Origin of the sequence: Caldimonas mangrovi, from assembly GCF_023721835.1 — a bacterium.
GTDB lineage: Bacteria > Pseudomonadota > Gammaproteobacteria > Burkholderiales > Burkholderiaceae_C > Caldimonas > Caldimonas mangrovi.
Genome location: NZ_JAMKFE010000005.1, coordinates 173,911 through 195,182 on the forward strand (window position 1 = coordinate 173,911; position 21,272 = coordinate 195,182).

Consider the following 21,272-nt stretch of genomic DNA (forward strand, 5'->3'; position numbering starts at 1 on the left):
GAAGCGTGGGGGGCGGCCAAGCTTTTGAAATAATCATCGATTTTGCACGAACCCCCTCGATGACCGAGTCTCGGCAGCCGTTGCCAGCACAGCCGGTGCGGGCGAAAGGCGCCTCTGCACCGCGCCCGGCACGCCCACCCAACCCGATCCCCCCGATTTCGTTTCCCGAGTCGCTGCCCGTCAGCGCACGGCGCGACGAGATCGCACGCGCGCTGGCACAGCACCAGGTGGTGATCGTCAGCGGCGAGACGGGCTCGGGCAAGACCACCCAGCTGCCGAAGATCGCGCTGGCGCTCGGTCGTGGCCTGGGCGCGGGCGGCAAGGGCCTGGTCGGCCACACGCAGCCGCGGCGCATCGCCGCCTCGAGTGTCGCCAAGCGCATTGCGCAGGAACTGAACACGCCGCTCGGCGACGTGGTGGGCTACAAGGTGCGCTTCCAGGACCGGTTGTCGCCGGGCGCCAGCGTCAAGCTGATGACCGACGGCATCCTGCTGGCCGAGACGCAGACCGACCCGCTGCTGAAGGCCTACGACACGCTGATCATCGACGAGGCGCACGAGCGCAGTCTCAACATCGACTTCCTGCTGGGCTATCTGCGCCAGATCCTGCCGCGCCGCCCGGACCTGAAGATCGTCGTGACCTCGGCCACCATCGATGCCGAGCGCTTTTCCCAGCATTTCGCGTCGGCCCGGGGCCCGGCGCCGGTGATCCACGTTTCCGGCCGCTTGTACCCGGTCGAGCAGCGCTGGCGCCCCTATGAAGAGAGCCGAGACTACGACCTGAACAACGCCATCGCCGACGCGGTCGACGAACTCTGGCGCGAAGGGCCGGGCGACGTGCTGGTGTTCCTGCCCGGCGAGCGCGAGATCCGCGAGGCGACCGAGCACCTGCGCCGTCACCACCCGCCGGGGGTCGAGATCCTGCCGCTGTTCGCGCGGCTGTCGCAGCAGGAACAGGACCGGGTGTTCGAGTCCGGCGCCGCGCCGCGCATCGTGCTGGCGACCAACGTGGCCGAGACCTCGCTGACGGTGCCCGGCATCCGCTATGTCGTCGACTCCGGCCAGGCACGCGTCAAGCGCTACAGCTACCGCAACAAGGTCGAGCAGCTGCAGGTCGAGCCGGTCAGCCAGGCGGCGGCCAACCAGCGCGCCGGCCGCTGCGGCCGGGTCGCCAACGGCATCTGCATCCGGCTCTATGAAGAGCAGGACTACACCGGGCGGCCGCGCTTCACCGACCCGGAAATCCTGCGCTCGTCGCTGGCCGGCGTGATCCTGCGCATGAAGTCGCTGGGGCTCGGCAACGTCGAGGACTTCCCTTTCCTCGAGCCGCCGCCGCGCCGCGCGGTCGCCGACGGTTATCAGCTGCTGGCCGAGCTGAACGCGGTAGACGACGCCAACGAGCTGACCGAGATCGGCCGCGAACTGGCGAAGCTGCCGCTCGACCCGCGCGTGGGCCGCATGATCCTCGAGGCGCGCGAGCGCCAGTCGTTGACGGAAGTGCTCGTCATCGCCAGCGCCCTGAGCGTCCAGGACGTGCGCGACCGCCCGCTCGAGCAGCAGCAGGCCGCCGACGAGAAGCACCGGAAGTTCGACGACGAGAAGTCGGAGTTCATGGGCTACCTGAAGCTGTGGAAGTGGCTGGACGCGTCCAAGGGCGGCCACGACGGCGAGCACAAGCTGTCGAACCGACGGCACGAACAGCTGCTGCGCGACAACTTCGTCTCGCCGCGTCGCGTGCGCGAGTGGCGCGACATCCACAGCCAGCTGCACACGGTGGTGGCCGAGCATGGCTGGCGGCTCAACACCCAGCCGGCCACTTATGACCAGGTGCACCTGGCGATGCTGTCCGGCCTGCTCGGCAACGTCGGCGTCAAGAGCGACGAGGACGAGTGGTATCTGGGCGCGCGCGGCATCAAGTTCTGGCGCCATCCGGGGGCACACTTGTCGAAGAAGCCGGGGCGCTGGATCGTCGCCGCGGAGCTGGTCGAGACGACGCGGCTGTTCGGCCGCGGCATCGCCGCCATCCAGCCCGAGTGGATTCCCTGGATCGCCGGCCACCTGTTGAAGAAGCAGTTGCTGGAACCGCACTGGGAGAAGAAGCCCGCCGAGGTGGTGGCGCTGGAGCGCGCGACGCTGTATGGCCTGGTGATCTACAACAACCGCCGGGTCAACTACGGCCAGGTCGATGCCGTCGGCGCGCGCGAGATCTTCATCCGCGAGGCGCTGGTCAACGGAGACTGGGACACCAGGCTGCCGTTCCTGGCGCACAACCAGAAGATGGTGCGCCAGGTCGAGGAGCTGGAACACAAGTCGCGCCGCCAGGACGTGCTGGTCGACGACGAGCTGATCTACGCCTTCTACGACCAGCAGCTGCCGGCCGATGTGAGCAGCGGCCATGGCTTCGAGCGCTGGTATCGCGAGGAAAGCAAACGCAGCCCCAAGCTGCTGATGCTGACACGCGACGAGCTGATGCGACACGAGGCGGCCGGCATCACCACCTCGGCCTTCCCGAAGACCCTGCGGCTCGGCGGCGTGGATTGCAGCGCGACCTATCTGCACGACCCCGGCGATGCCAAGGACGGCGTCACCGTGACGGTGCCGATCTATGCGCTGAACCAGGTGAGTGACGAGCGCTGCGAGTGGCTGGTGCCCGGCATGCTGAAGGACAAGGTGCTGGCGCTCGTGAAGAGCCTGCACCAGAAGCCGCGCGCACGGCTGGTGCCGCTGCCCGACTATGTCGAGCAGTTCGTCGCTTCTGCCGAGTTCGCCCAGGGCAGCCTGATCGAGGTGCTGCTGAAGGCCGTGCGCGAGAAGACGCAACTCGACGTGAAGCGCAACGACTTCAAGCTCGAGACGCTGCAGCCGCACCTGTTCATGAATTTCCGCGTTGTCGACGAGCATGGGCGGCAACTCGGCATGGGCCGCAACCTGGCCGCGCTGAAGTCCGAGCTGGGTTCGCAGGCGCGCAGTGCCTTCCAGGCGCTGGCCGCGCTGAAGCTGAAGACGCCCGAGCCGGCGCCGGCCGCACTGCCGGCGGGCGGCGGCGTCAAGGCGGACGTGCAGCCGGTGCCGCGCGGGGGCAAGCCGCCGCCCGCAGACGGCAGCGCCAGGTACATCGCGTGGACGTTCGGCGAGCTGCCCGAACTGATGGAGGTGAAACGCGGCAGCCAGTCGCTGATCGGCTTTCCGGCGCTGATCGACAAGGGCACCCATGTCGAGATCGAGGTGTTCGACGAGCCCGAGGTGGCCGCGTCGAAGCACCGTGCGGGGCTGCGGCGGCTGGTGGCGCTGCAGCTGAAGGAGCCGTTGAAGTACCTCGAGAAGAACATCCCCGACCTGCAGAAGATGGCCGTGAGCTACATGAGCCTGGGCACCGGCGACGAGCTGCGCGACCAGATCATCGAAGTCGCGCTGGAGCGGGCCTTCCTGCAGGAGCCCCTGCCTGCGGACGAGTTCGCCTTCAAGGCGCGCCTCGAGGAAGGGCGCGCGCGGCTGAATCTGATTGCCCAGGACATCGCCCGGCTCGCCGCTTCGGTGCTGGCCGAGTACCAGGCCGCGACCCGCAAGCTGAAGGACGCCCGCGCACCGAAGGACGTGGCCGACGACCTTCAGGCGCAACTGCAGCGGCTGGTGCCCAAGCGCTTTCTGGCTGTCACGCCCTACGTGCAGTTGCAGCACTTCGTGCGCTACCTGAAAGGCGTGCAGATGCGCCTGGACAAGTGGCGTATCGACCCCGCGCGCGACGCACAGCGCCTGACCGAGCTGCGGCCGCTGGAGCAGCGCTACCTGCGCGCGCTGGCCGAACGCAAGGGCGCGGCCGATGCGCGGCTGGACGAGTTCCGCTGGCTGCTCGAGGAACTGCGCATCAGCCTCTTCGCGCAGGAGTTGCGCACGCCGCAGCCCGTGTCGGTCAAGCGCCTCGAAAAGGCCTGGACGCAAATGGCGGGCTGAAGCGCTCCCGGCGGCATCGCCGCGGGAGCGGCCACAACACGGGGGGCGCGTATCGCACCTCAATCCTGAATTGCTGTGCGATAAGCGCACCCGGGCCGCTCAATAGTCCACAGGAAATCTCGAACCTGTCACTGCTGACAGTGCGGACGACCGTCGAGGTGGTCGATATCGCAGGCAACCCAAAGGCAAGACCGGAGGGCTTTGAAGTTTTCAAGGAACACTGCCTGTGACCGCCACGCCTCGCGTTCGACTGCATCGGTTTTCCCTCCCGCTACTCGGTGGCGCGGGGAGCATTGCGGTGCTGGCCGTCGGCGGCTGGGGCGCCATCCCCGTTGCCGTCGCCTTGATGCTGGTCGCGGCCGGCGCGGTGCTCGGCTGGCACGCCAGACGGCAGGAGCTGCGCCTCGGCGACGAGGCCCTGCGCCAGTACCTGACGCAGCAGCAGCACTTCGGCGAAGCGCTCGCTCCGGTCTGGAGCGGCCACCTGGAGGCCTCGCGCAGCCAGATCGAGAGCGCCGTCTCGGCACTGGCTCAACGCTTCTCCGGCATCGTCGACAAGCTCGACGAGGCGGTGGCAGCTTCCCATGCCGCCACCGAGTCGGTCGAGGACGGCAGCAGTGGCCTGGTAGGCGTGTTCGCGAAGGGCGAAGCCCGCCTCGCAGACGTGGTCTCGTCGCTGAAGGGCGCGATGCACAGCAAGGCCGCGATGCTCGACAAGGTGCACGGGCTGCACGGCTTCATCGAAGAACTGCACGAGATGGCGGCCGACGTCGCCAGCATCGCGTCCACCACCAACCTGCTGGCCATCAACGCGGCCATCGAGGCCGCTCACGCCGGTGAAGAAGGCCGCGGCTTCGGTGTGCTGGCACAAGAGGTGCGCAAGCTCGCGGCACGCTCCGGTGAAACCGGGCGCCGGATGGCGGAGAAGGTCCGGCTGATCAGCGAAGCCATCGCTGCCGCGCGCCAGAGCGCGGCGGAAACCGGCGAGCAGGACAGCAGCTCGCTCGCCGTGTCGGAGCAGACCATCAATGCCGTGCTCGGCGACTTTCGCGGCGTGACCGATGCACTGGTCGGCGCGTCGGCGCGCATGCGGCACGAAAGCCTGGGCATCAAGGGCAAGATCGCCGAAGCGCTGGTGCAGCTGCAGTTCCAGGACCGGGTCAACCAGATCGTGACGCACGTGAAGCAGAACATCGAGCAACTGCCCGATTGCCTGGAGCGCAACCGTGTGCAGTACGAACAGGCCGGGCAACTGCAGCCGCTGGACGCCAGGACGCTGCTGGCCCAACTGGAACGCACCTACGCGATGGCCGAGGAACGCGCCGTGCACGGCGGCGCGAAGGCCGCGGCGGCACCCAAAGACACCGAGATCACATTCTTCTGAGGGCACACCATGACAAAAACCATCATGATCGTCGACGACTCCAGCTCGCTGAGGCAGGTGGTCGGCATTGCACTGAAAAGCGCCGGCTACGAAGTGATCGAGGCAGCCGACGGCAAGGTGGCACTGACCAAGCTGGACGGCAAGAAGATCAATCTGATCATCAGCGACGTCAACATGCCCAACATGGACGGCATCAGCCTGGTGCGCGCCGTCAAGCAGATGCCGGCGTACAAGTTCACGCCCATCGTGATGCTGACGACCGAGAACCAGGACAGCAAGAAGCGCGAAGGCCAGGAGGCCGGCGCGAAGGCCTGGGTCGTCAAGCCGTTCAAGCCCGACCAGCTGGTCGCAGCGGTGCAGAAGCTGGTGCTGCCGTGATGAGTACGGTCTCGCTGAGCATCGACGGCGAGATGACGGTCCAGCGCGCAGCCGAGCTGAAGCCGGTGTTGCTGGGCGCGTTGGCCGATTCCGCTGCCCGGATCGAGCTCGACCTGTCGGCCGTCACGGAACTCGACTCCGCCGGTGTGCAACTGCTGTTCATGCTGAAGAGCGCAGCCCTCGGGCAGCAGCGCAACCTGCGGGTTTGCCGGCCGAGTCCGGCGGTGGAGCAGGTGTTTGCGCTGCTCGGCCTCGAAGGCTGTTTCGACGGCGGCGAAGCTGAACCCGCCGAGGAGCCGCGATGAATCTCGACCAGGCCTTGCAGACCTTCATCGTCGAAAGTCGCGAACTGCTGCAGGAGATGGAGCAGACGCTGCTCGACGTTCACCGGGCGGCCGATCGAGACGAGTGCGTCAACGCGATCTTCCGGGCCGCGCACACCATCAAGGGATCAGCCGGGCTGTTCGGTCTGGACCGCATCGTGGAGTTCACGCATGTGGTGGAAAGCGTGCTCGACGACGTGCGGGCGGGCGGCATCGCGGTCGACGACGAACTCGTTGCGTTGCTGCTGGCCTGCAGCGACCATGTCGCTGTGCTGCTGACCTCCGTCGAACGCCGCCGGGCCGATGCGGACGAGAGCCACGCTGCCGCAGGCACGGCCCTCGTCGAGCGGCTCAGCCGTTATCTGAAGAAAGCCGCGAGCGACCCGTCGCCGCCGTGCGCGGAACGGGACGGCATCGGTGGCAACGCCGACAACTGGCACATCTCGCTGAGGTTCGGACGCGACGTGCTGCGCAACGGCATGGATCCGCTGTCTTTCATCGGCTACCTCGGCACCATCGGGCAGATCGTCGGCATCGTCACGCTGCACGATGCGCTGCCGCCGGCCGAGCAGATGGACGCGGAGTCGTGCTACCTGGGCTTCGAAATCGCCTTGCGCAGCGACGCCGACAAGGCGACGATCGAAAGCGTGTTCGAGTTCGTGCTCGACGACTGCCAGGTCCACATCCTGCCGCCGCGCAGCCGCACTTCCGAATACCTCGACCTGATCCGCAACCTGCCTGAGCAACCGCCGCGCCTGGGCGACATCCTGGTGCATTGCGGCACGCTGACGCAGCATGAACTCGACACCGCGCTGAAGGCGCAGCAGGCCGGGCCGGCTGCGCGCATCGGCGAAATCCTGGTCGGGCAAGGCTCGGTGCCGCCCGCGGTGGTCGAAGCCGCGCTGGCTCGCCAACAGCAGACGATCGAGACGCGCGCACCGGAGACGCAGTCGGTACGCGTCGATGCCGACAAGCTCGACCGCCTGATCAATCTCGTCGGCGAACTCATCATCGCGGCGGCCGGCGCGCAGCTCGTCGCCCGCACGGCGCGCATCCCACAGCTCGAAGAAGCGCACTCGTCGCTGTCGACGCTGGTGGAAGGGGTGCGCGACAGTGCGCTGCAGCTGCGCATGGTGAAGATCGGTGCGACTTTCGCGCGTTTCCAGCGCGTGGTGCACGACGTTTCGCGTGAACTGGGCAAGGACATCGGCCTGGTCGTCAGCGGCGAAGACACCGAACTCGACAAGACGCTGGTCGAACGCATTGCCGACCCGCTGACGCACCTGGTGCGCAACGCGATGGACCACGGCATCGAGCCGGCCGAGCTGCGCACGGCGCGCGGCAAGCCGGCCCGCGGCACGGTGCGCCTCAATGCCTTCCACGATTCGGGCAGCATCGTGATCGAGGTCAGCGACGACGGCGGTGGCCTGAACCGCGAGAAGATTCTTGCAAAAGCCGTCGAGCGCGGCCTGGTGGAGTCTGGCCGCCAACTCACCGAGAGCGAGACTTACGCGCTGGTGTTCGAGCCCGGGTTCTCCACCGCGGAGCAGATCACCAATCTTTCGGGCCGCGGCGTCGGCATGGACGTCGTCAAGCGCAACATCACCGCGCTCCGGGGCAACGTCGACATCCGCAGCACCGAAGGCGTAGGCACAACGGTGGAGGTGCGGCTGCCGCTGACGCTCGCGATCATCAACGGCTTCCAGGTCGGCGTCGGCAGGTCGGTATTCGTCGTGCCGCTGGAGATGGTGGAGGAGTGCGTGGCGTTCTCCGCCGATGCTGGACGCGACTACACCAACCTGCGCGGGCAGGTACTGCCTTTCATCCGGCTGCGTGACTACTTCGAGCTGCCGGGCGCCCCCGGCGCCCGGGAGAACATCGTCGTGGTCCGGTATGCCGGGCACACCGCGGGTTTGGTCGTCGACGCGCTGCTCGGCGAGTTTCAGACCGTCATCAAGCCGCTGTCCAAGATGTTCAGCCATGTGCAGGGTATCAGCGGATCGAGCATCCGCGGCAACGGCGACGTGGCGCTGATTCTCGACGTGCCTGCGCTGATGCGCCGCGTCCACGCTTCCCACAACCCGGCCGACGCTCGGGACTCCCTCTCGGAGGGACGGGCGCGAAGCGCCCAGGGCGTGCAATAAGCCGCCTTCGATTCAACACAACCTGTTTTTCTTCAACCGCGGGGGACCCACCATGTTCAGCAACTTCAAGATCGGCGTGCGCCTGATCGTCGGCTTCATGCTTGTCGCCGCGATCAGCGCGGTCGTCGGCTTCATCGGCATTTCCAACACGAGCCAGATCAACACCATGGCCGACCGGCTCTACGAGCGCGAACTGCTCGGCCTGTCGTACATCAAGGAAGCGAACATCAACCTGGTCTACATCGGCCGGGCTCGCTCCAACTTTCTGCTGGCCACCACTCAGGGTGAACGCGAGAAGCACGCCGCGTCGATGGCCACCGCGGGGGCTCGGGTGAAGGACTTTCTCGAGAAGTCCCGCCCGTTGTTCAGCAGCGAACGTGCGCAGCAACTTTTCGCCTCGATCAACAGCACCTGGGACGAGTACCAGCGTGACACCCAGCGGGCCATGTCGATCGCGGCGACGAAGAAGCTTTACGAGCGTGACGAGGCGCTGACGCAGTCGCTTGATGCGGTGCGCCAGAAGGCCGACGCGCTCGACGGCATGCTGACCGAACTGACGCAGGTCAAGGAGGGCAACGCCAAGGAAGCGTCCGAGGCGAGCACCGCGCTGTACCACGAGAGCCGCTCGATGATGATCGGGGCCATTGCCGGCGGCGTGCTGCTCGGCATCGCGCTGGGCTTTCTGATCAGCCGCAGCGTGACCAAGCCGCTCAACAAGGCGGTCGAGGTGGCGAACCGGCTGGCCGAAGGCGACCTGACGGTGCGCATCGAGGCCACCGGCAAGGACGAGACCGGTCAGCTGCTGCAATCGATGCAGCACATGATCGACAAACTGTCGCAGGTGGTCACCGACGTGACCAGCGGCGCCGAAGCGCTGGCCGGCGCCTCCGAGGAGGTGAGCGCCACTGCCCAGTCGCTGTCGCAGGCGTCCAGCGAGCAGGCCGCGGGCGTCGAGGAAACCAGCGCCTCGCTGGAGCAGATGACCTCGTCGATCGCGCAGAACACCGAAAACGCGAAGGTCACCGACGGCATGGCGACCAAGGCGGCTAGCGAAGCCACCGAAGGCGGCGAGGCGGTGAAGGCCACGGTTGCGGCGATGAAGCAGATCGCGCAGAAGATCGGCATCATCGACGACATCGCCTACCAGACCAATTTGCTGGCACTGAACGCCGCGATCGAGGCCGCGCGTGCCGGCGAGCACGGCAAGGGCTTCGCGGTGGTGGCCGCAGAAGTGCGCAAGCTGGCCGAACGCAGCCAGGTGGCAGCGCAGGAGATCGGCACTGTCGCGAGCGAGAGCGTCGACCTGGCCGAGAAGGCGGGCAAGCTGCTCGACGAAATGGTGCCCAACATCAAGAAGACCTCCGACCTGGTGCAGGAGATCACCGCAGCGTCGGAAGAGCAGTCGTCCGGCGTTGGCCAGATCAATGCGGCCGTGGCGCAACTGAGCCAGACCACGCAGCAGAACGCTTCCAGCTCCGAGGAGCTGGCGGCCACCGCCGAGGAAATGAGCAGCCAGGCCGAGCAACTGCAGCAGGCGATGGCTTTCTTCCGGCTCGACGGCCACCGCGCGACCACGAAGGCACCGGCGCCCGCACGCAAGGCGGGGGCTGCGCCGAAACCGGTGGTGCGCAGGCTGCCCGGCATGGCGCTGGCGGGGGGGATGGCGTTCGCGGCGGCCGACGCGGTCGACGAAACCCAGTTCGCGAAGTTCTGACAGAGGAGACGTCCACCATGACGCAAGCTGCCGCCAAGCGCGAGGCCGCGAACGGGCCCACGCAATACCTGACCTTCATGCTCGCGGGCGAGACCTTCGCGATCGGCATCCTGGCGATCAAGGAGATCATCGAATACCACTCGCTGACGACCGTGCCGATGATGCCTGACTGCGTGCGCGGCGTGATCAACCTGCGCGGTGCCGTGGTGCCGGTGGTCGACCTGCTCGGCCGCTTCGGCCGCAAGCCGTCCGACGTCACCAAGCGCACCTGCGTCGTGATCGTCGAGGTGCGCCACGAAGACGAGTCGCAGGTGATCGGCGTGGTCGTCGATGCGGTCAACGAAGTGCTGGACATCGACGCGGCCGACATCGAGCCGGCACCGGCATTCGGTGCGCGCATGCGCAGCGACTTCATCCGCGGCATGGGCAAGGTGCGCGGCAAGTTCGTGATCCTGCTCGACGTCGACCAGGTGCTGTCGCCGACTGACATCGGCGTGCTGGTGCAGGCGCCCGCCGAAATGCTCGAGGCGGCCTGAGCGGGGCGAGGGGCCGATGAACTTCCAGATCAGCGACCAGGAGTTCGGCCGCTTCCAGCGCTTCATCTACGAGGCGGCGGGCATCAGCCTGTCGCCGGCGAAGAAGGCACTGGTGTGCGGTCGGTTGTCGAAGCGCTTGCAGGCCCGCCACGTGTCGAGCTTCGCCGACTACTTCGAGCTGCTCGGCAGCGAAGCCGACCGCGACGAAGTTCAGACCGCGATCGACCTGCTGACGACCAACGAGACCTACTTCTTCCGCGAGCCCCGGCACTTCGAGGTGCTACGCGAGGCGGCCGCCGCCGCGAGCCGCTCGCAGCCGTTTCGCGTCTGGAGTGCGGCCAGTTCGAGCGGCGAGGAGGCCTACAGCATGGCGATGGTGCTGGACGACACGCTGGGATGCGCCGGCTGGGAGGTGCTGGGCACCGACATCAGCACTCGCGTACTGCAGCGTGCGCGCACCGGGCACTACCTGATGGCGCGCGCCCGGCACATTCCGCCGGGCTACCTGAAGCGCTACTGCCTGAAGGGCCACGGCACCCAGGACGGCACGTTGCTGATCGAGCGCGGGCTGCGCAACCGCGTCAGCTTCGTGCAGGCCAACCTGAATGCCGCGTTGCCGCAACTGGGCAGCTTCGACGTGATCTTCCTGCGCAACGTGATGATCTACTTCAATGCCAACACCAAACGGCAGGTGGTGGCGCGCGTGATTGCGCAGTTGAAGCCCGGAGGTTGCCTGTGCATCGGGCACTCCGAGAGCCTCAACGACATCACCGATGCGGTGCGGCCCCTGGCGCCGTCGATCTACCGCAAGCCATGAAGCCGGAGCACGCGACCGCGAGCACTCCTTCATGGCGCGGGGGGATGGGGGCGGTCGACTTGCAACCGGGGCAGTATTTCGTCGGCGATGCGCGCCAACGGGTCCGGACCATCCTCGGGTCCTGCGTGTCCATCACGCTGTGGCATGCGAGGTATCGCGTCGGCGCGATGTCTCATTTCCTGCTGCCGCACCGGGCCGCCGTGCAGCAGGGCGGGCCTCTGGACGCCCGCTACGGTCAGGATGCGCTGCGCCTGATGCTGCAGCGTCTGCTCTCGGAGTACGGCGTGTCGCCCCGGGAATGCGAGGCCAAGGTGTTCGGCGGCGGTGACATGTTTCCGTTGCGCGAGCTGGACGGCGGCAACAGCGTCGGGCGGCGCAATGGCGAGGCGGCGCAACAGATGCTGCTTGCCCATGGCATCACCGTCCGCTCCGAGAGCCTGTTCGGCAAGGGATACCGGCAGATCTATTTCGACATCGGGAGCGGCGACGTGTGGGTGCGACTTGCGACGCCGCCCGGAGCGCGCGACACGCGGCCCGGGGGGATGCCATGAAGGCAATACAGGTGATGGTCGTCGACGACTCTGCCGTGGTGCGTCAGGTGCTTGCCGGCCTGCTCGGCGCAGCGCCCGGCATCGAAGTCACCCATGCGGTGGCAGACCCGGTGCTCGCGATCGAGCGGCTCAAGACCCAGTGGCCCGATGTGATCGTGCTCGACGTCGAGATGCCGCGCATGGACGGCATCACCTTCCTGAAGATGATCATGCGACAGCGCCCGACACCGGTCGTGATCTGCTCGACGCTGACCGAGAAGGGCGCGCAGACGACGATGGAAGCACTGGCCGCCGGGGCGGTGGCGGTGGTCACGAAGCCGCGGCTCGGGCTGAAGCAGTTCCTGCACGACAGCGGAAACGACCTCGTCGCTACGGTGCGCGCCGCTGCCCGCGCCAAGCTGCGCAGCGCGACCGAGCGCGAGCCGGCACCGACCGTCAAGCTCACGGCAGATGCCGTGCTGCCTGCCGGCAGCGCCCCCGCGATGACACGGACCACCGACCGGGTGGTGGCGATCGGCACCTCGACCGGCGGCACGCAGGCGCTGGAGGAAGTGCTGACGGCGCTGCCCCGCGTGTCGCCCGGGCTGGTAATCGTGCAGCACATGCCGGAGAAATTCACCGCGGCCTTTGCCGCGCGACTCGACTCGCTATGCGAGATCGAGGTGAAGGAAGCCCAGAACCTCGACCGCGTGATCCCGGGACGCGCGCTCATCGCGCCGGGCGGCAGGCACCTGCTGCTGCGGCGCAACGGGGCCCAGTACGTGGTCGAGGTGCGCGACGGCCCCGCGGTCAACCGCCACCGGCCCTCGGTGGACGTGCTGTACCGCTCGGTGGCACGCAGTGCCGGCCCCAATGCGCTGGGCATCATCATGACCGGCATGGGCGACGACGGCGCGGCAGGGCTGCTGGAACTGCGCAACGCCGGCGGCAGCACGCTGGCCCAGGACGAAGCCAGCTGCGTGGTCTACGGCATGCCGAAGGAGGCCGTGCGGCGTGGTGCGGTGCAACGCAGCGTGCCGCTCGGTGCGATGGCGCGCGAGATCCTGCAGCACGCAAGCTGACGGGCTGCCGTTATCGTGCCGGCCGCAGCGAGAAGCCGTAACGCTTGAAGATGCCGCCGGCCTGGTCGCCGCGCAGGAAGGCGTGCAAGGACTTCGCCGCCTCGTCGGCTTGCCCGCTGACCAGCGCCATCGGGTAGACGATGGGCGGGTGCGAGGTGGCCGGGAAGATGCCGGCGACCCGCACCCTCGGCGCAACCGCGGCGTCGGTCGCGTACACGATGCCCGCCGGCACCTCGCCCCGCTCGACATACGCCAGCGCCGCGCGCACCGAATCGGCCCGCACCAGGCGCTTTTCGGCCAGTGCCCAGACCCCCAGGTGCGTCAGCGCCGCCCGCGCGTACTGGCCGACCGGCACGTGGGCCGGGTCGCCGGTCGCGAGGCGGCCGGTGCCGAGCAAGCGTGCCAGATCGAAGCCGGGCTCGAGTTCCACCACTGCCTGGCTGTCGAGCGGCGTGATCAACACCAGTCGGTTGCCGAGCAGGTCGGTGCGCGAGCCGGGATCGATCAGCCGGCGTCGCTCGAGGTAGTCCATCCACTGTTCGTCGGCAGACAGGAACACACTGGCCGGGGCGCCGTTCTCGATCTGGCGAGCCAGTGCCGAGGAGGCCGCGAACGACGTGCGGGCGCGGTGGCCGGTCTGCGTCTGCCAGGCTTTGACGACGTCCTGCACCGCATTTGTCAGGCTGGCGGCGGCATAGACGGTCGCTTCGCCAGCGAGTGCGCGCTGCGATCCCAGCAACAGCGCGATCGGCACGGCCCACGGCAAAGCGAGGGTGGTCAGCCAGCGCAATGGACGGTTCATTGTTTCTCCCAGGGTGACGGCCGGTGTTGTACCCGTTCGTGCTGCCCGCTGCCGGCGGGTTTCCACAAACCGTTACCGTGCGGGTGGCCCGACCTCGGGTTATCCCTCAAAGACAGCACCGTACCGCTTCCTAAAATTAATTCAACTTGAATTAATTAATACGGATGCCCGTGACCACCACCCGCCTCGGCCGAGGCACCAACTCCGTCAACTTGCGCCAGTACAACGAGCGCACGCTGTTGCAGCGGCTGCGGCGCGAAGGCGAGGGCTCCAAGGCCGACCTGGCGCGCTGGGCGCAGCTGACGAACACGGCGGTCGGCAGCATCGTGCAGACGCTGGAAGAGGCGGGGCTGATCGAGAGCTTCGGCCGCCGGCAGGACGGTGGCCGCGGCCAGCCGGCCAGCCTGTACCGGCTCAATCCCAAGGGCGCCTTCGGCATCGGCGTGCGGCTGGACCGCACCAGCATCGAGACGGTGCTGGTCGACCTGAGCGGCAAGATCCTGGCCAGGCAGGCGCATGACCTGCTGCTGCCGCATCCGCAGAAGGCCCTGGAGATCGTGCGACGCGATGTCGCCTCGGTGCTTGCAGTGCTGAACGACGCCGAGCGGCAGCGCCTCACCGGCATCGGCCTGGCGCAGCCGTACAACCTGGGCAGCTGGCTGCGCGAACTCGACCTGCAGGCCGATTTCCGCGTCTGGGACGAGGTCGACTTCGGCAGCCTGCTCGCGCAGGCGGTGCAGCAGCCGGTGTTCAAGGAGAACGACGGCAACGCGGCCGGCATCGCCGAGCTGTTCTTCGGCGTCGGCCGCGACACCAGCGACTTTCTCTATCTGTTCCTCGGCCCGGCGATCGGCGGCGGCATCGTCCTCAATGGCGAGGGCTTGCGCGGCACCACCGGCAACGCGGCCGACGTCGCGATGATCCCGGTGCCGCCGAGCAAGCTCGCGTCGGCGCCGCGCACGGCCAAGCCCTGGGACATCCTGCTGTCGCGGGCGTCGCTCAATGCGCTGAGCCGGCACCTGCGCCACAACGGCGTGCGCGTGAACGGACGTACCGACCTGGAGACCTGCTTCGAGCGCGGCGACCCGGCGGTGCGCGAATGGCTGGACGATTGCGTGGATGCGCTGGTGCCGGCCGTGCGGGCCGCGATCGCGGTGCTCGACGTGCCGGTGTGCGTGATCGACGCCGACATTGACGGCGGCCTGGTGGTCGAACTGATGCAGCGTCTCGACGAAGGGCTGCGCGCCATTGCGCCCGAGTCGCGCGGCGCGCCGAGGCTGCTGCGCGGCAGCTTCGGTGCCGACGCCGGTGCCCTGGGCGCGGCCAGCCTGCCGATGTTCTTCAACTTCTCGCCGCGCGCCGACGTGCTGCGCGGTCATTTCCCCCGCGCTTCGGAGGCCGCCCATGTCTGAGACCACTGCCTTGCTCGAGTTGCGCAACGTCTCCAAGACCTTCCCCGGCGTGAAGGCCTTGCAGAACGTGCAGTTGCGCGTGCATGCCGGCGAAGTGCATGCGCTGATGGGCGAGAACGGCGCCGGCAAGTCCACGTTGATGAAGATCCTGTCCGGCGCCTACACCGCCGACCCCGGCGCCCAGGTGCTGATCGACGGCCGGCTGGCCGTGATCGACGGCCCGATTGCGGCCAAACAGTACGGCGTGGCCGTCATCTACCAGGAACTGTGCCTGGCGCCCAACCTGAGCGTGGCCGAGAACATCTACCTGGGCCGGCCCCTGACGGCCCGCGGCGTGATCGACCGTGCCGCGATGGTGCGCGCCTGCGAGGGCGTGCTGCAGCGCCTGGGCGCCGATTTCGGCCCGGCCACGCGCGTCGGCGTGCTGTCGATCGCGCAGCGCCAGTTGGTCGAGATCGCCCGCGCGGTGCATTTCGATGCGCGCATCCTGGTGATGGACGAGCCGACCACGCCGCTGTCGAGCCACGAGACCGACCGCCTGTTCGCGCTGATCCGCCAGTTGCGCGCGGACGGCCTGGCCATCATCTACATCAGCCACCGCATGGCCGAGATCGACGAGCTGGCCGACCGCGTGACCGTGCTGCGCGACGGCTGCTACGTCGGCACGCTGACGCGCGACGAGCTGTCGCAGGAGGCGCTCGTCAAGATGATGGTGGGGCGCGACCTGTCCGGCTTCTACCGCAAGCAACACCAGGGCGGCGACCGCGGGCCGGTGGTGCTGTCGGTGCGCGACATGGCCGACGGCCGGCGCGTGCGAGGGTGCAGCTTCGAGCTGCATGCGGGCGAGGTGCTGGGCCTGGCCGGCCTGGTCGGCGCCGGGCGCACCGAGCTGGCGCGGCTGATCTTCGGTGCCGACGCGCACGCCGGCGGCGAGGTGCGGCTCGACGGCAAGGTGGTCGACATCGGCCAGCCGCTGCATGCGATCCGCGCCGGCATCGTCTACCTGACCGAAGACCGCAAGGGGCAGGGCCTGTTCCTCGACCTGAGCGTGCACGACAACGTGAACGTGATGGTGAGCCCGCGCGACGCGCGTGCCGGCGGCGTGCTCGACCGCGCGCAGGCGGCGCGGCGCACCCGCGAATCGATCGGCCGGCTCGGCATTCGCGTGGCCTCGCCGCGTGCCAACGTCGGGTCGCTGTCCGGCGGCAACCAGCAGAAGGTGCTGCTGGCGCGCCTGCTCGAAGTGGAGCCGCGTGTGCTGATCCTCGACGAACCGACGCGCGGCGTCGACATCGGCGCGAAGTCCGAGATCTACCGCCTGATCGACGAGCTGGCGCGGCGCGGCGTGGCGGTGCTCGTGATCTCCAGCGAACTGCCCGAGGTGGTGGGCATCTGCGACCGTGTGCTGGTGATGCGCGAGGGCCGCCTTGCCGGCGAGGTGGGCGGCGCGACCGGCCGGCCGATCACGCAGGAAGCCATCGTCGCGCTCGCCACCGGCGCGGCGCAGGACGCCGACACCGCCGCATCCCGACAACCCGACGCCGTGCTCGCCTGAGCCGGCCGCCCCGGAGGACAACCATGAAGGAGACCGCGATGACGATGCCCAACATCTCGGGCACGACCGCCCAGCCCACCGGCGGCTGGGCCGCCCGCAAGGCGCAGGGCCAGGAGCTGATGCGCACGCTCGGCATGCTGCCGGTGTTGATGCTGCTGTGCATCGGCTTCGGGCTGCTGACCGAAAACTTCGCCAGCCTGCAGAACCTGTCCATCGTCGCGCAGCAGGCCTCGATCAACATCGTGCTGGCGGCCGGCATGACGTTCGTGATCCTCACCGCGGGCATCGACCTGTCGGTGGGCTCCATCCTGGCGGCGTCGGCCGTGGTCGCGATGCTGGTCTCGCAGATGCCGGAGTTCGGCATGCTGGGCATTGCCGCGGCGCTCGCCTGCGGGCTGTTGTTCGGCCTGCTCAATGGCGCACTGATCGCCTTTGTCGGCCTGCCGCCCTTCATCGTGACGCTGGGCTCGCTGACGGCGGTGCGAGGCATCGCGCGGCTGATCGGCAACGACACCACGGTGTTCAACCCGCAACTGCCGTTCGCCTTCATCGGCAACGGCGAGGTGCTCGGCGTGCCATGGCTGGTGATCATCGCCTTCGCGGTGATCGCCCTGTCGTGGTTCATCCTGCGCCGCACGGTGCTGGGCTTGAACATCTACGCGGTCGGCGGCAACCCCGAAGCGGCGCGGCTGTCCGGCATCAAGGTGTGGGCGGTGCTGCTGTTCGCCTATGCGATGTCGGGGCTGCTGGCCGGCCTGGGCGGCGTGATGTCGGCCTCGCGGCTGTATGCGGCCAACGGCCTGCAGCTGGGCCAGTCATACGAACTCGACGCGATCGCCGCGGTCATCCTCGGCGGCACCAGCTTCGTCGGCGGGGTCGGCTCCATCGTCGGCACGCTGATCGGTGCGCTGATCATCGCGGTGCTGTCCAACGGGCTGATCCTGCTGGGCGTCTCCGACATCTGGCAGTACATCGTCAAGGGCCTGGTGATCATCGGCGCCGTCGCACTCGACCGCTATCGCCGCAAGGGCTCGGCGCGCACCTGAGGGCGCTTCGCTCTTCGTTTCCGAGGCGCGTGCGGCGAGGTCGGCTGCCGCGCCCTTCCTACCCGACCATGACAGGAGATCCTCCATGAGCAAGAAGCTGTTCGTCGCGGCCGCGATCGCCGCCGCCTTGTGCGCCCCGGCCACGCAGGCCCAGCAAAAGCAGATCAAGAGCATCGGCATCACGCTCGGCTCGCTCGGCAACCCGTTCTTCGTGACGCTGGCCCAGGGCGCCGAAGCCAAGGCCAAGCAGCTGAACCCGAACGTCAAGGTCACCGCGCTGTCGGCCGACTACGACCTGAACAAGCAGTTCTCGCAGATCGACAGCTTCATCTCGTCGGGTGTCGACATGATCCTGCTGAACGCCTCGGACCCGAAGGCGATCGAGCCGGCCGTGATGCGCGCCAGAAAGGCCGGCATCGTGGTCGTCGCCGTCGACGTGGCGGCCGCCGGTGCCGACGCGACGGTGCAGACCAACAACGTGCAGGCCGGCGAGCTGGCCTGCGGCTACATCGCCGAGAAGCTGAAGGGCCAGGGCAACGTCATCATCCAGAACGGCCCGCAGGTGTCGGCGGTGATCGACCGCGTGAACGGCTGCAAGGCCGTGCTCGGCAAGCATCCCGGCCTCAAGGTCCTGTCGTCCGACCAGGACGCCAAGGGCTCGCGCGAAGGCGGCATGAACGTGATGCAGGGGCACCTGACGCGTTTCCCCAAGATCGACGCCGTGTTCACGATCAACGACCCGCAGGCCATCGGCACCGACCTGGCTGCGCGGCAGCTCAACCGCAAGAACATCGTCATCACCTCGGTCGACGGCGCGCCCGACATCGAGGCCGCGCTCAAGGGCGACACCCAGGTGCAGGCGTCGGCCAGCCAGGACCCGTGGGCGATGGCGCAGAAGGCGGTCGAGATCGGGCTGGGCATCCTCAACGGCAACAAGCCGGCCGACCCGATGGTGCTGATGCCGTCCAAGCTGATCACGCGCGCCAACGTCGCCGGCTACCAGGGCTGGTCGTCGCCGCGCTGAAGCGGGCGTCCTCGATCGGTCGGAACAGCAGGAGAGTCCCCATGTTCGTCGTCTGTGGCGAAGCCCTGATGGATGTCTACACCGGCGAGCGCACGCCGACCGGGCTGGTGCTCGATGCGCGCATCGGCGGCTCGCCCTACAACGTGGCGCTCGGGTTGTCGCGCTTGGGCCGTCAGGTCGCCTTCCTCGGCGGCGTGTCGACCGACGCATTCGGCGAGCGGCTGATGCAGTCGCTGGCCGACGAGGCCATCGACGCGTCGCTGGTGGTGCGCAGCAGTGCGCCGACCACGCTCAGCGTCGTCGGGCTCGACGCGCAAGGCGTGCCGCGGTACGCGTTCCATGGGCAGGGCGCGGCGGACCGCAGCCTGTCCATCGAGTCGCTGCCCGAATTGCCGGCGGCGGTGACGCTGCTGCAGTTCGGCTCCTACGCGGTGGTGGTGGAGCCGGTGGGCACCGCCTTGCGCTCGCTGGCGGCACGCGAGCGCCAGCGCCGGCTCATCGCCTACGATCCGAACGTGCGGCTCAATGTCGAGCCGCGCATCGAGCGCTGGCAAGCCGTGGTGGACGAGATGTCGGCCTCGGCCCATCTGCTGAAGATCAGCGACGAAGACCTGTCGCTGCTGTATCCCGGTCGCTCGCACGATGCGGTGGTGAAAAGCTGGCTGGAGCAGGGCGTGCGCCTCGTCGTCGTCACCCGCGGCGGCGACGGCAGCCGGGCGTGGACGCGGCAGTCCCACGCCGGTGCGGCGGCCGAGACGGTGAAGGTGATCGACACGGTCGGCGCCGGCGACACCTTCCAGGCGGCCTTGCTGACCTGGCTCGATGAGCACGGCCTGCTGGCGGCCGACGCGTTGGCCGCACTCAGCGCGCCGCAACTGGAGGCGGCCTTGCGGTTCGCCGGCCGAGCGGCAGCGATCACCTGCTCGCGTCGCGGCGCCGACCTGCCGCGCCGCGCCGAGCTGGCCTGATGTTCCTCGGTCTCGATCTCGGCACCGGCTCGGCCAAGGCCCTGCTCGTGGCCGAAGACGGCCGCATCGAGGCTGGGTCGTCGGCCTCCTACGAACTCGATGCCCCGGCTGCCGGCTGGGCCCAGACCGAAGCGCTGCGCTGGTGGGACGCCGTGGGCCGTTGCACGCGGCAACTGCCCGCCGAGTTGCGCCGGGCCGTGCGTGGCGTGGGCCTGTCAGGTCAGATGCACGGCGTGGTGCTGGCCGACGAGCAGGGGCGCGCGCTGCATCCGGCGCTGTTGTGGCCCGACCAGCGCGCGGTGCACGAGGCGGCCCGCTATGGCGAGATGCTGCGCACGCGCCTGGCCAACCCCGTGACGCCCGGCATGGCGGGGCCGTTGCTGCTGTGGCTGCAGCGGCACGAGCCGGCGGCCTTCCAGCGTGCGCGGTGGGCGCTGCTGCCGAAGGACTGGCTGCGCATGCACCTGGTCGGCACGGCCCAGACCGACCCGAGCGATGCCAGCGGCACCTTGCTGTCCACGCCCGACGGCCGGTGGGACGAGGCGCTGGTCACGGCGTTGGGCCTGCCCTTGCACCTGTTGCCGCCGGTGCGGCCTTCGCGCACCGTTGCCGGCCGGTTGCTGCGGTCTGCCGCGCTTGAACTCGGGCTGCCCGAAGGCGTGCCGGTGGCCGTCGGCGCGGCCGACACGGCGGCAGCCGCCTATGGCTCCAGTTTGCTGCAGGACGGCGAGGCCCAGCTCACGGTGGGCAGCGGCGCACAGATCGTCGTGATGCGCGGCGCCTGCCCGCCGCGCTCCGACGTGCTGAATGCCTACTGCGCGGTGCAGGGCGACGGGCTGCCGGGCTGGTATGCGATCGCCGCGATGCAGAACGCCGGCACGGCACTCGAGTGGGTGCGCGGCCTGTTCGGGCTCACCTGGGAGACGTTCTACGAGCAGGCGTTCGATGCCGCGCGGCCACCGTCGCAGGCGATGTTCTTGCCCTACCTCAGCGGCGAGCGCACGCCATGGATGAGCCCGGGCGCCTGCGGCGCCTGGGTGGGCCTGGCGCGCAGCGACGCTCGCCCGGCGATGCTGCATGCCGCGTTGCGCGGCGTGGCGTTTTCGCTGCGCGCCGGGCTCGAGGCGCTCGATCCGCAGCGCTCGCAGATCCGGCACCTGCATCTCGCGGGCGGCGGCACCCGGCACCCGGCCTGGCGGCAGATGCTGGCCGACGTGCTGTGCTGCGAACTGCGGCCGACGGCGGTGGAGGCGGCCTCCGCCTACGGCGCGGCGCTGATGGCCGCCGAGGCGATCGGCATGCGGCTGCCGCCGGTGCACCGCACGGGCGCGCACGTCCTGCCCGTGCCGGGCGAGGACCTGCATGCCGGCGAATACCAGCGCTTCATCGCGCACTGCAAGGCGTTGCTGCCGCCGGCGGCGACGGCCATCGACCTGAGTGCCTACAGCATGCCGGTGGTGCGGCCCAGCCCGTAGAGCGCGCCGATGGCGCTGACCGCCGCGAGCGCGGCCTTGGTGCCCCTGCTGCCGACCACGACGGCCATGACGTTGGTGGCGAGGAGGAGGGCGAACACGTAAGACAGTTTCATGCCCGCCATCCTACCGTCG

18 protein-coding genes are annotated in these 21,272 nt (G+C 68.6%); 16 read left to right on the forward strand and 2 right to left on the reverse strand.

What is annotated here, in order from left to right; translation table 11 throughout:
- Nucleotides 1-59 precede the first annotated feature (59 nt).
- From hrpA to M8A51_RS10340, 10 genes are all read left to right on the forward strand, one after another.
- Nucleotides 60-3,950 (forward strand): ATP-dependent RNA helicase HrpA, encoded by a 3,891-nt coding sequence (gene hrpA, locus M8A51_RS10295; protein ID WP_251778127.1) that lies wholly within the window; start codon nucleotides 60-62, stop codon nucleotides 3,948-3,950.
- Nucleotides 3,951-4,248: 298 nt separating this feature from the next.
- The gene (locus tag M8A51_RS10300; protein WP_251778128.1) at nucleotides 4,249-5,334 is read left to right on the forward strand and encodes a methyl-accepting chemotaxis protein; all 1,086 of its coding nucleotides are present in this window, start codon (nucleotides 4,249-4,251) and stop codon (nucleotides 5,332-5,334) included.
- 9 nt (nucleotides 5,335-5,343) lie between these two features.
- Nucleotides 5,344-5,712: a response regulator gene (locus M8A51_RS10305; protein ID WP_251778129.1), complete on the forward strand. Its 369-nt coding sequence runs from the start codon at nucleotides 5,344-5,346 to the stop codon at nucleotides 5,710-5,712.
- Nucleotides 5,712-6,017 (forward strand): STAS domain-containing protein, encoded by a 306-nt coding sequence (locus M8A51_RS10310; RefSeq protein ID WP_251778130.1) that lies wholly within the window; start codon nucleotides 5,712-5,714, stop codon nucleotides 6,015-6,017. The genes M8A51_RS10305 and M8A51_RS10310 overlap by 1 nt, the downstream gene beginning before the upstream one ends.
- Nucleotides 6,014-8,179, forward strand: a complete 2,166-nt coding sequence (locus M8A51_RS10315) for a chemotaxis protein CheA (protein ID WP_251778131.1) — start codon at nucleotides 6,014-6,016, stop codon at nucleotides 8,177-8,179. The genes M8A51_RS10310 and M8A51_RS10315 overlap by 4 nt, the downstream gene beginning before the upstream one ends.
- A 52-nt stretch (nucleotides 8,180-8,231) precedes the next feature.
- Complete coding sequence (locus M8A51_RS10320; RefSeq protein ID WP_251778132.1) at nucleotides 8,232-9,893, forward strand: methyl-accepting chemotaxis protein; 1,662 nt, start codon at nucleotides 8,232-8,234, stop codon at nucleotides 9,891-9,893.
- Between the two features lie 17 nt (nucleotides 9,894-9,910).
- Nucleotides 9,911-10,429 carry a chemotaxis protein CheW gene (locus M8A51_RS10325; protein ID WP_251778133.1) on the forward strand — a complete coding sequence of 173 codons (519 nt, stop codon included), beginning with the start codon at nucleotides 9,911-9,913 and terminating at the stop codon, nucleotides 10,427-10,429.
- 16 nt (nucleotides 10,430-10,445) lie between these two features.
- Nucleotides 10,446-11,246, forward strand: a complete 801-nt coding sequence (locus tag M8A51_RS10330; protein WP_251778134.1) for a CheR family methyltransferase — start codon at nucleotides 10,446-10,448, stop codon at nucleotides 11,244-11,246.
- Nucleotides 11,247-11,290: 44 nt separating this feature from the next.
- Nucleotides 11,291-11,797: a chemotaxis protein CheD gene (locus M8A51_RS10335; protein ID WP_251778135.1), complete on the forward strand. Its 507-nt coding sequence runs from the start codon at nucleotides 11,291-11,293 to the stop codon at nucleotides 11,795-11,797.
- Nucleotides 11,794-12,858: a protein-glutamate methylesterase/protein-glutamine glutaminase gene (locus tag M8A51_RS10340; RefSeq protein ID WP_251778136.1), complete on the forward strand. Its 1,065-nt coding sequence runs from the start codon at nucleotides 11,794-11,796 to the stop codon at nucleotides 12,856-12,858. Before M8A51_RS10335 ends, M8A51_RS10340 begins: the two co-directional genes overlap by 4 nt.
- 10 nt (nucleotides 12,859-12,868) lie before the next feature.
- On the opposite strand, the gene modA is transcribed toward M8A51_RS10340, so the two are convergent.
- Nucleotides 12,869-13,660, reverse strand: a complete 792-nt coding sequence (gene modA, locus M8A51_RS10345; protein ID WP_251778137.1) for a molybdate ABC transporter substrate-binding protein — start codon at nucleotides 13,658-13,660, stop codon at nucleotides 12,869-12,871.
- Between the two features lie 170 nt (nucleotides 13,661-13,830).
- Between modA and M8A51_RS10350 the strand changes: the two genes are divergently transcribed.
- From M8A51_RS10350 to M8A51_RS10375, 6 genes are all read left to right on the forward strand, one after another.
- Nucleotides 13,831-15,072, forward strand: coding sequence for an ROK family transcriptional regulator (locus M8A51_RS10350; RefSeq protein ID WP_251778138.1), 1,242 nt, complete (start codon nucleotides 13,831-13,833; stop codon nucleotides 15,070-15,072).
- On the forward strand, nucleotides 15,065-16,627 hold the full coding sequence (locus M8A51_RS10355; RefSeq protein WP_251778139.1) for a sugar ABC transporter ATP-binding protein: 1,563 nt from the start codon (nucleotides 15,065-15,067) through the stop codon (nucleotides 16,625-16,627). The genes M8A51_RS10350 and M8A51_RS10355 overlap by 8 nt, the downstream gene beginning before the upstream one ends.
- 44 nt (nucleotides 16,628-16,671) lie before the next feature.
- On the forward strand, nucleotides 16,672-17,673 hold the full coding sequence (locus M8A51_RS10360) for an ABC transporter permease subunit (protein WP_407062221.1): 1,002 nt from the start codon (nucleotides 16,672-16,674) through the stop codon (nucleotides 17,671-17,673).
- Between the two features lie 85 nt (nucleotides 17,674-17,758).
- Nucleotides 17,759-18,697, forward strand: a complete 939-nt coding sequence (locus M8A51_RS10365; protein ID WP_251778141.1) for an ABC transporter substrate-binding protein — start codon at nucleotides 17,759-17,761, stop codon at nucleotides 18,695-18,697.
- Between the two features lie 41 nt (nucleotides 18,698-18,738).
- On the forward strand, nucleotides 18,739-19,665 hold the full coding sequence (locus M8A51_RS10370) for a carbohydrate kinase family protein (protein ID WP_251778142.1): 927 nt from the start codon (nucleotides 18,739-18,741) through the stop codon (nucleotides 19,663-19,665).
- The gene (locus M8A51_RS10375) at nucleotides 19,665-21,140 is read left to right on the forward strand and encodes a xylulokinase (RefSeq protein ID WP_251778143.1); all 1,476 of its coding nucleotides are present in this window, start codon (nucleotides 19,665-19,667) and stop codon (nucleotides 21,138-21,140) included. Before M8A51_RS10370 ends, M8A51_RS10375 begins: the two co-directional genes overlap by 1 nt.
- Here M8A51_RS10375 and M8A51_RS10380 read toward each other — a convergent pair.
- Nucleotides 21,107-21,253, reverse strand: coding sequence for a hypothetical protein (locus M8A51_RS10380; RefSeq protein WP_251778144.1), 147 nt, complete (start codon nucleotides 21,251-21,253; stop codon nucleotides 21,107-21,109). The two genes, M8A51_RS10375 and M8A51_RS10380, sit on opposite strands and share 34 nt — an antisense overlap.
- Between the last annotated feature and the right edge of the window lie 19 nt (nucleotides 21,254-21,272).

Coding starts and splice junctions, on each gene's coding strand:
- M8A51_RS10315 (WP_251778131.1), top strand. CDS start 6,014: ATGAATCTCGACCAGGCCTTGCAGACCTTCATCGTCGAAAGTCGCGAA.
- M8A51_RS10365 (WP_251778141.1), top strand. CDS start 17,759: ATGAGCAAGAAGCTGTTCGTCGCGGCCGCGATCGCCGCCGCCTTGTGC.
- M8A51_RS10355 (WP_251778139.1), top strand. CDS start 15,065: ATGTCTGAGACCACTGCCTTGCTCGAGTTGCGCAACGTCTCCAAGACC.
- M8A51_RS10325 (WP_251778133.1), top strand. CDS start 9,911: ATGACGCAAGCTGCCGCCAAGCGCGAGGCCGCGAACGGGCCCACGCAA.
- M8A51_RS10335 (WP_251778135.1), top strand. CDS start 11,291: ATGGGGGCGGTCGACTTGCAACCGGGGCAGTATTTCGTCGGCGATGCG.
- M8A51_RS10305 (WP_251778129.1), top strand. CDS start 5,344: ATGACAAAAACCATCATGATCGTCGACGACTCCAGCTCGCTGAGGCAG.
- M8A51_RS10330 (WP_251778134.1), top strand. CDS start 10,446: ATGAACTTCCAGATCAGCGACCAGGAGTTCGGCCGCTTCCAGCGCTTC.
- M8A51_RS10340 (WP_251778136.1), top strand. CDS start 11,794: ATGAAGGCAATACAGGTGATGGTCGTCGACGACTCTGCCGTGGTGCGT.
- M8A51_RS10360 (WP_407062221.1), top strand. CDS start 16,672: ATGCCCAACATCTCGGGCACGACCGCCCAGCCCACCGGCGGCTGGGCC.
- M8A51_RS10380 (WP_251778144.1), bottom strand. CDS start 21,253: ATGAAACTGTCTTACGTGTTCGCCCTCCTCCTCGCCACCAACGTCATG.
- M8A51_RS10320 (WP_251778132.1), top strand. CDS start 8,232: ATGTTCAGCAACTTCAAGATCGGCGTGCGCCTGATCGTCGGCTTCATG.
- hrpA (WP_251778127.1), top strand. CDS start 60: ATGACCGAGTCTCGGCAGCCGTTGCCAGCACAGCCGGTGCGGGCGAAA.
- M8A51_RS10375 (WP_251778143.1), top strand. CDS start 19,665: ATGTTCCTCGGTCTCGATCTCGGCACCGGCTCGGCCAAGGCCCTGCTC.
- modA (WP_251778137.1), bottom strand. CDS start 13,660: ATGAACCGTCCATTGCGCTGGCTGACCACCCTCGCTTTGCCGTGGGCC.
- M8A51_RS10310 (WP_251778130.1), top strand. CDS start 5,712: ATGAGTACGGTCTCGCTGAGCATCGACGGCGAGATGACGGTCCAGCGC.
- M8A51_RS10370 (WP_251778142.1), top strand. CDS start 18,739: ATGTTCGTCGTCTGTGGCGAAGCCCTGATGGATGTCTACACCGGCGAG.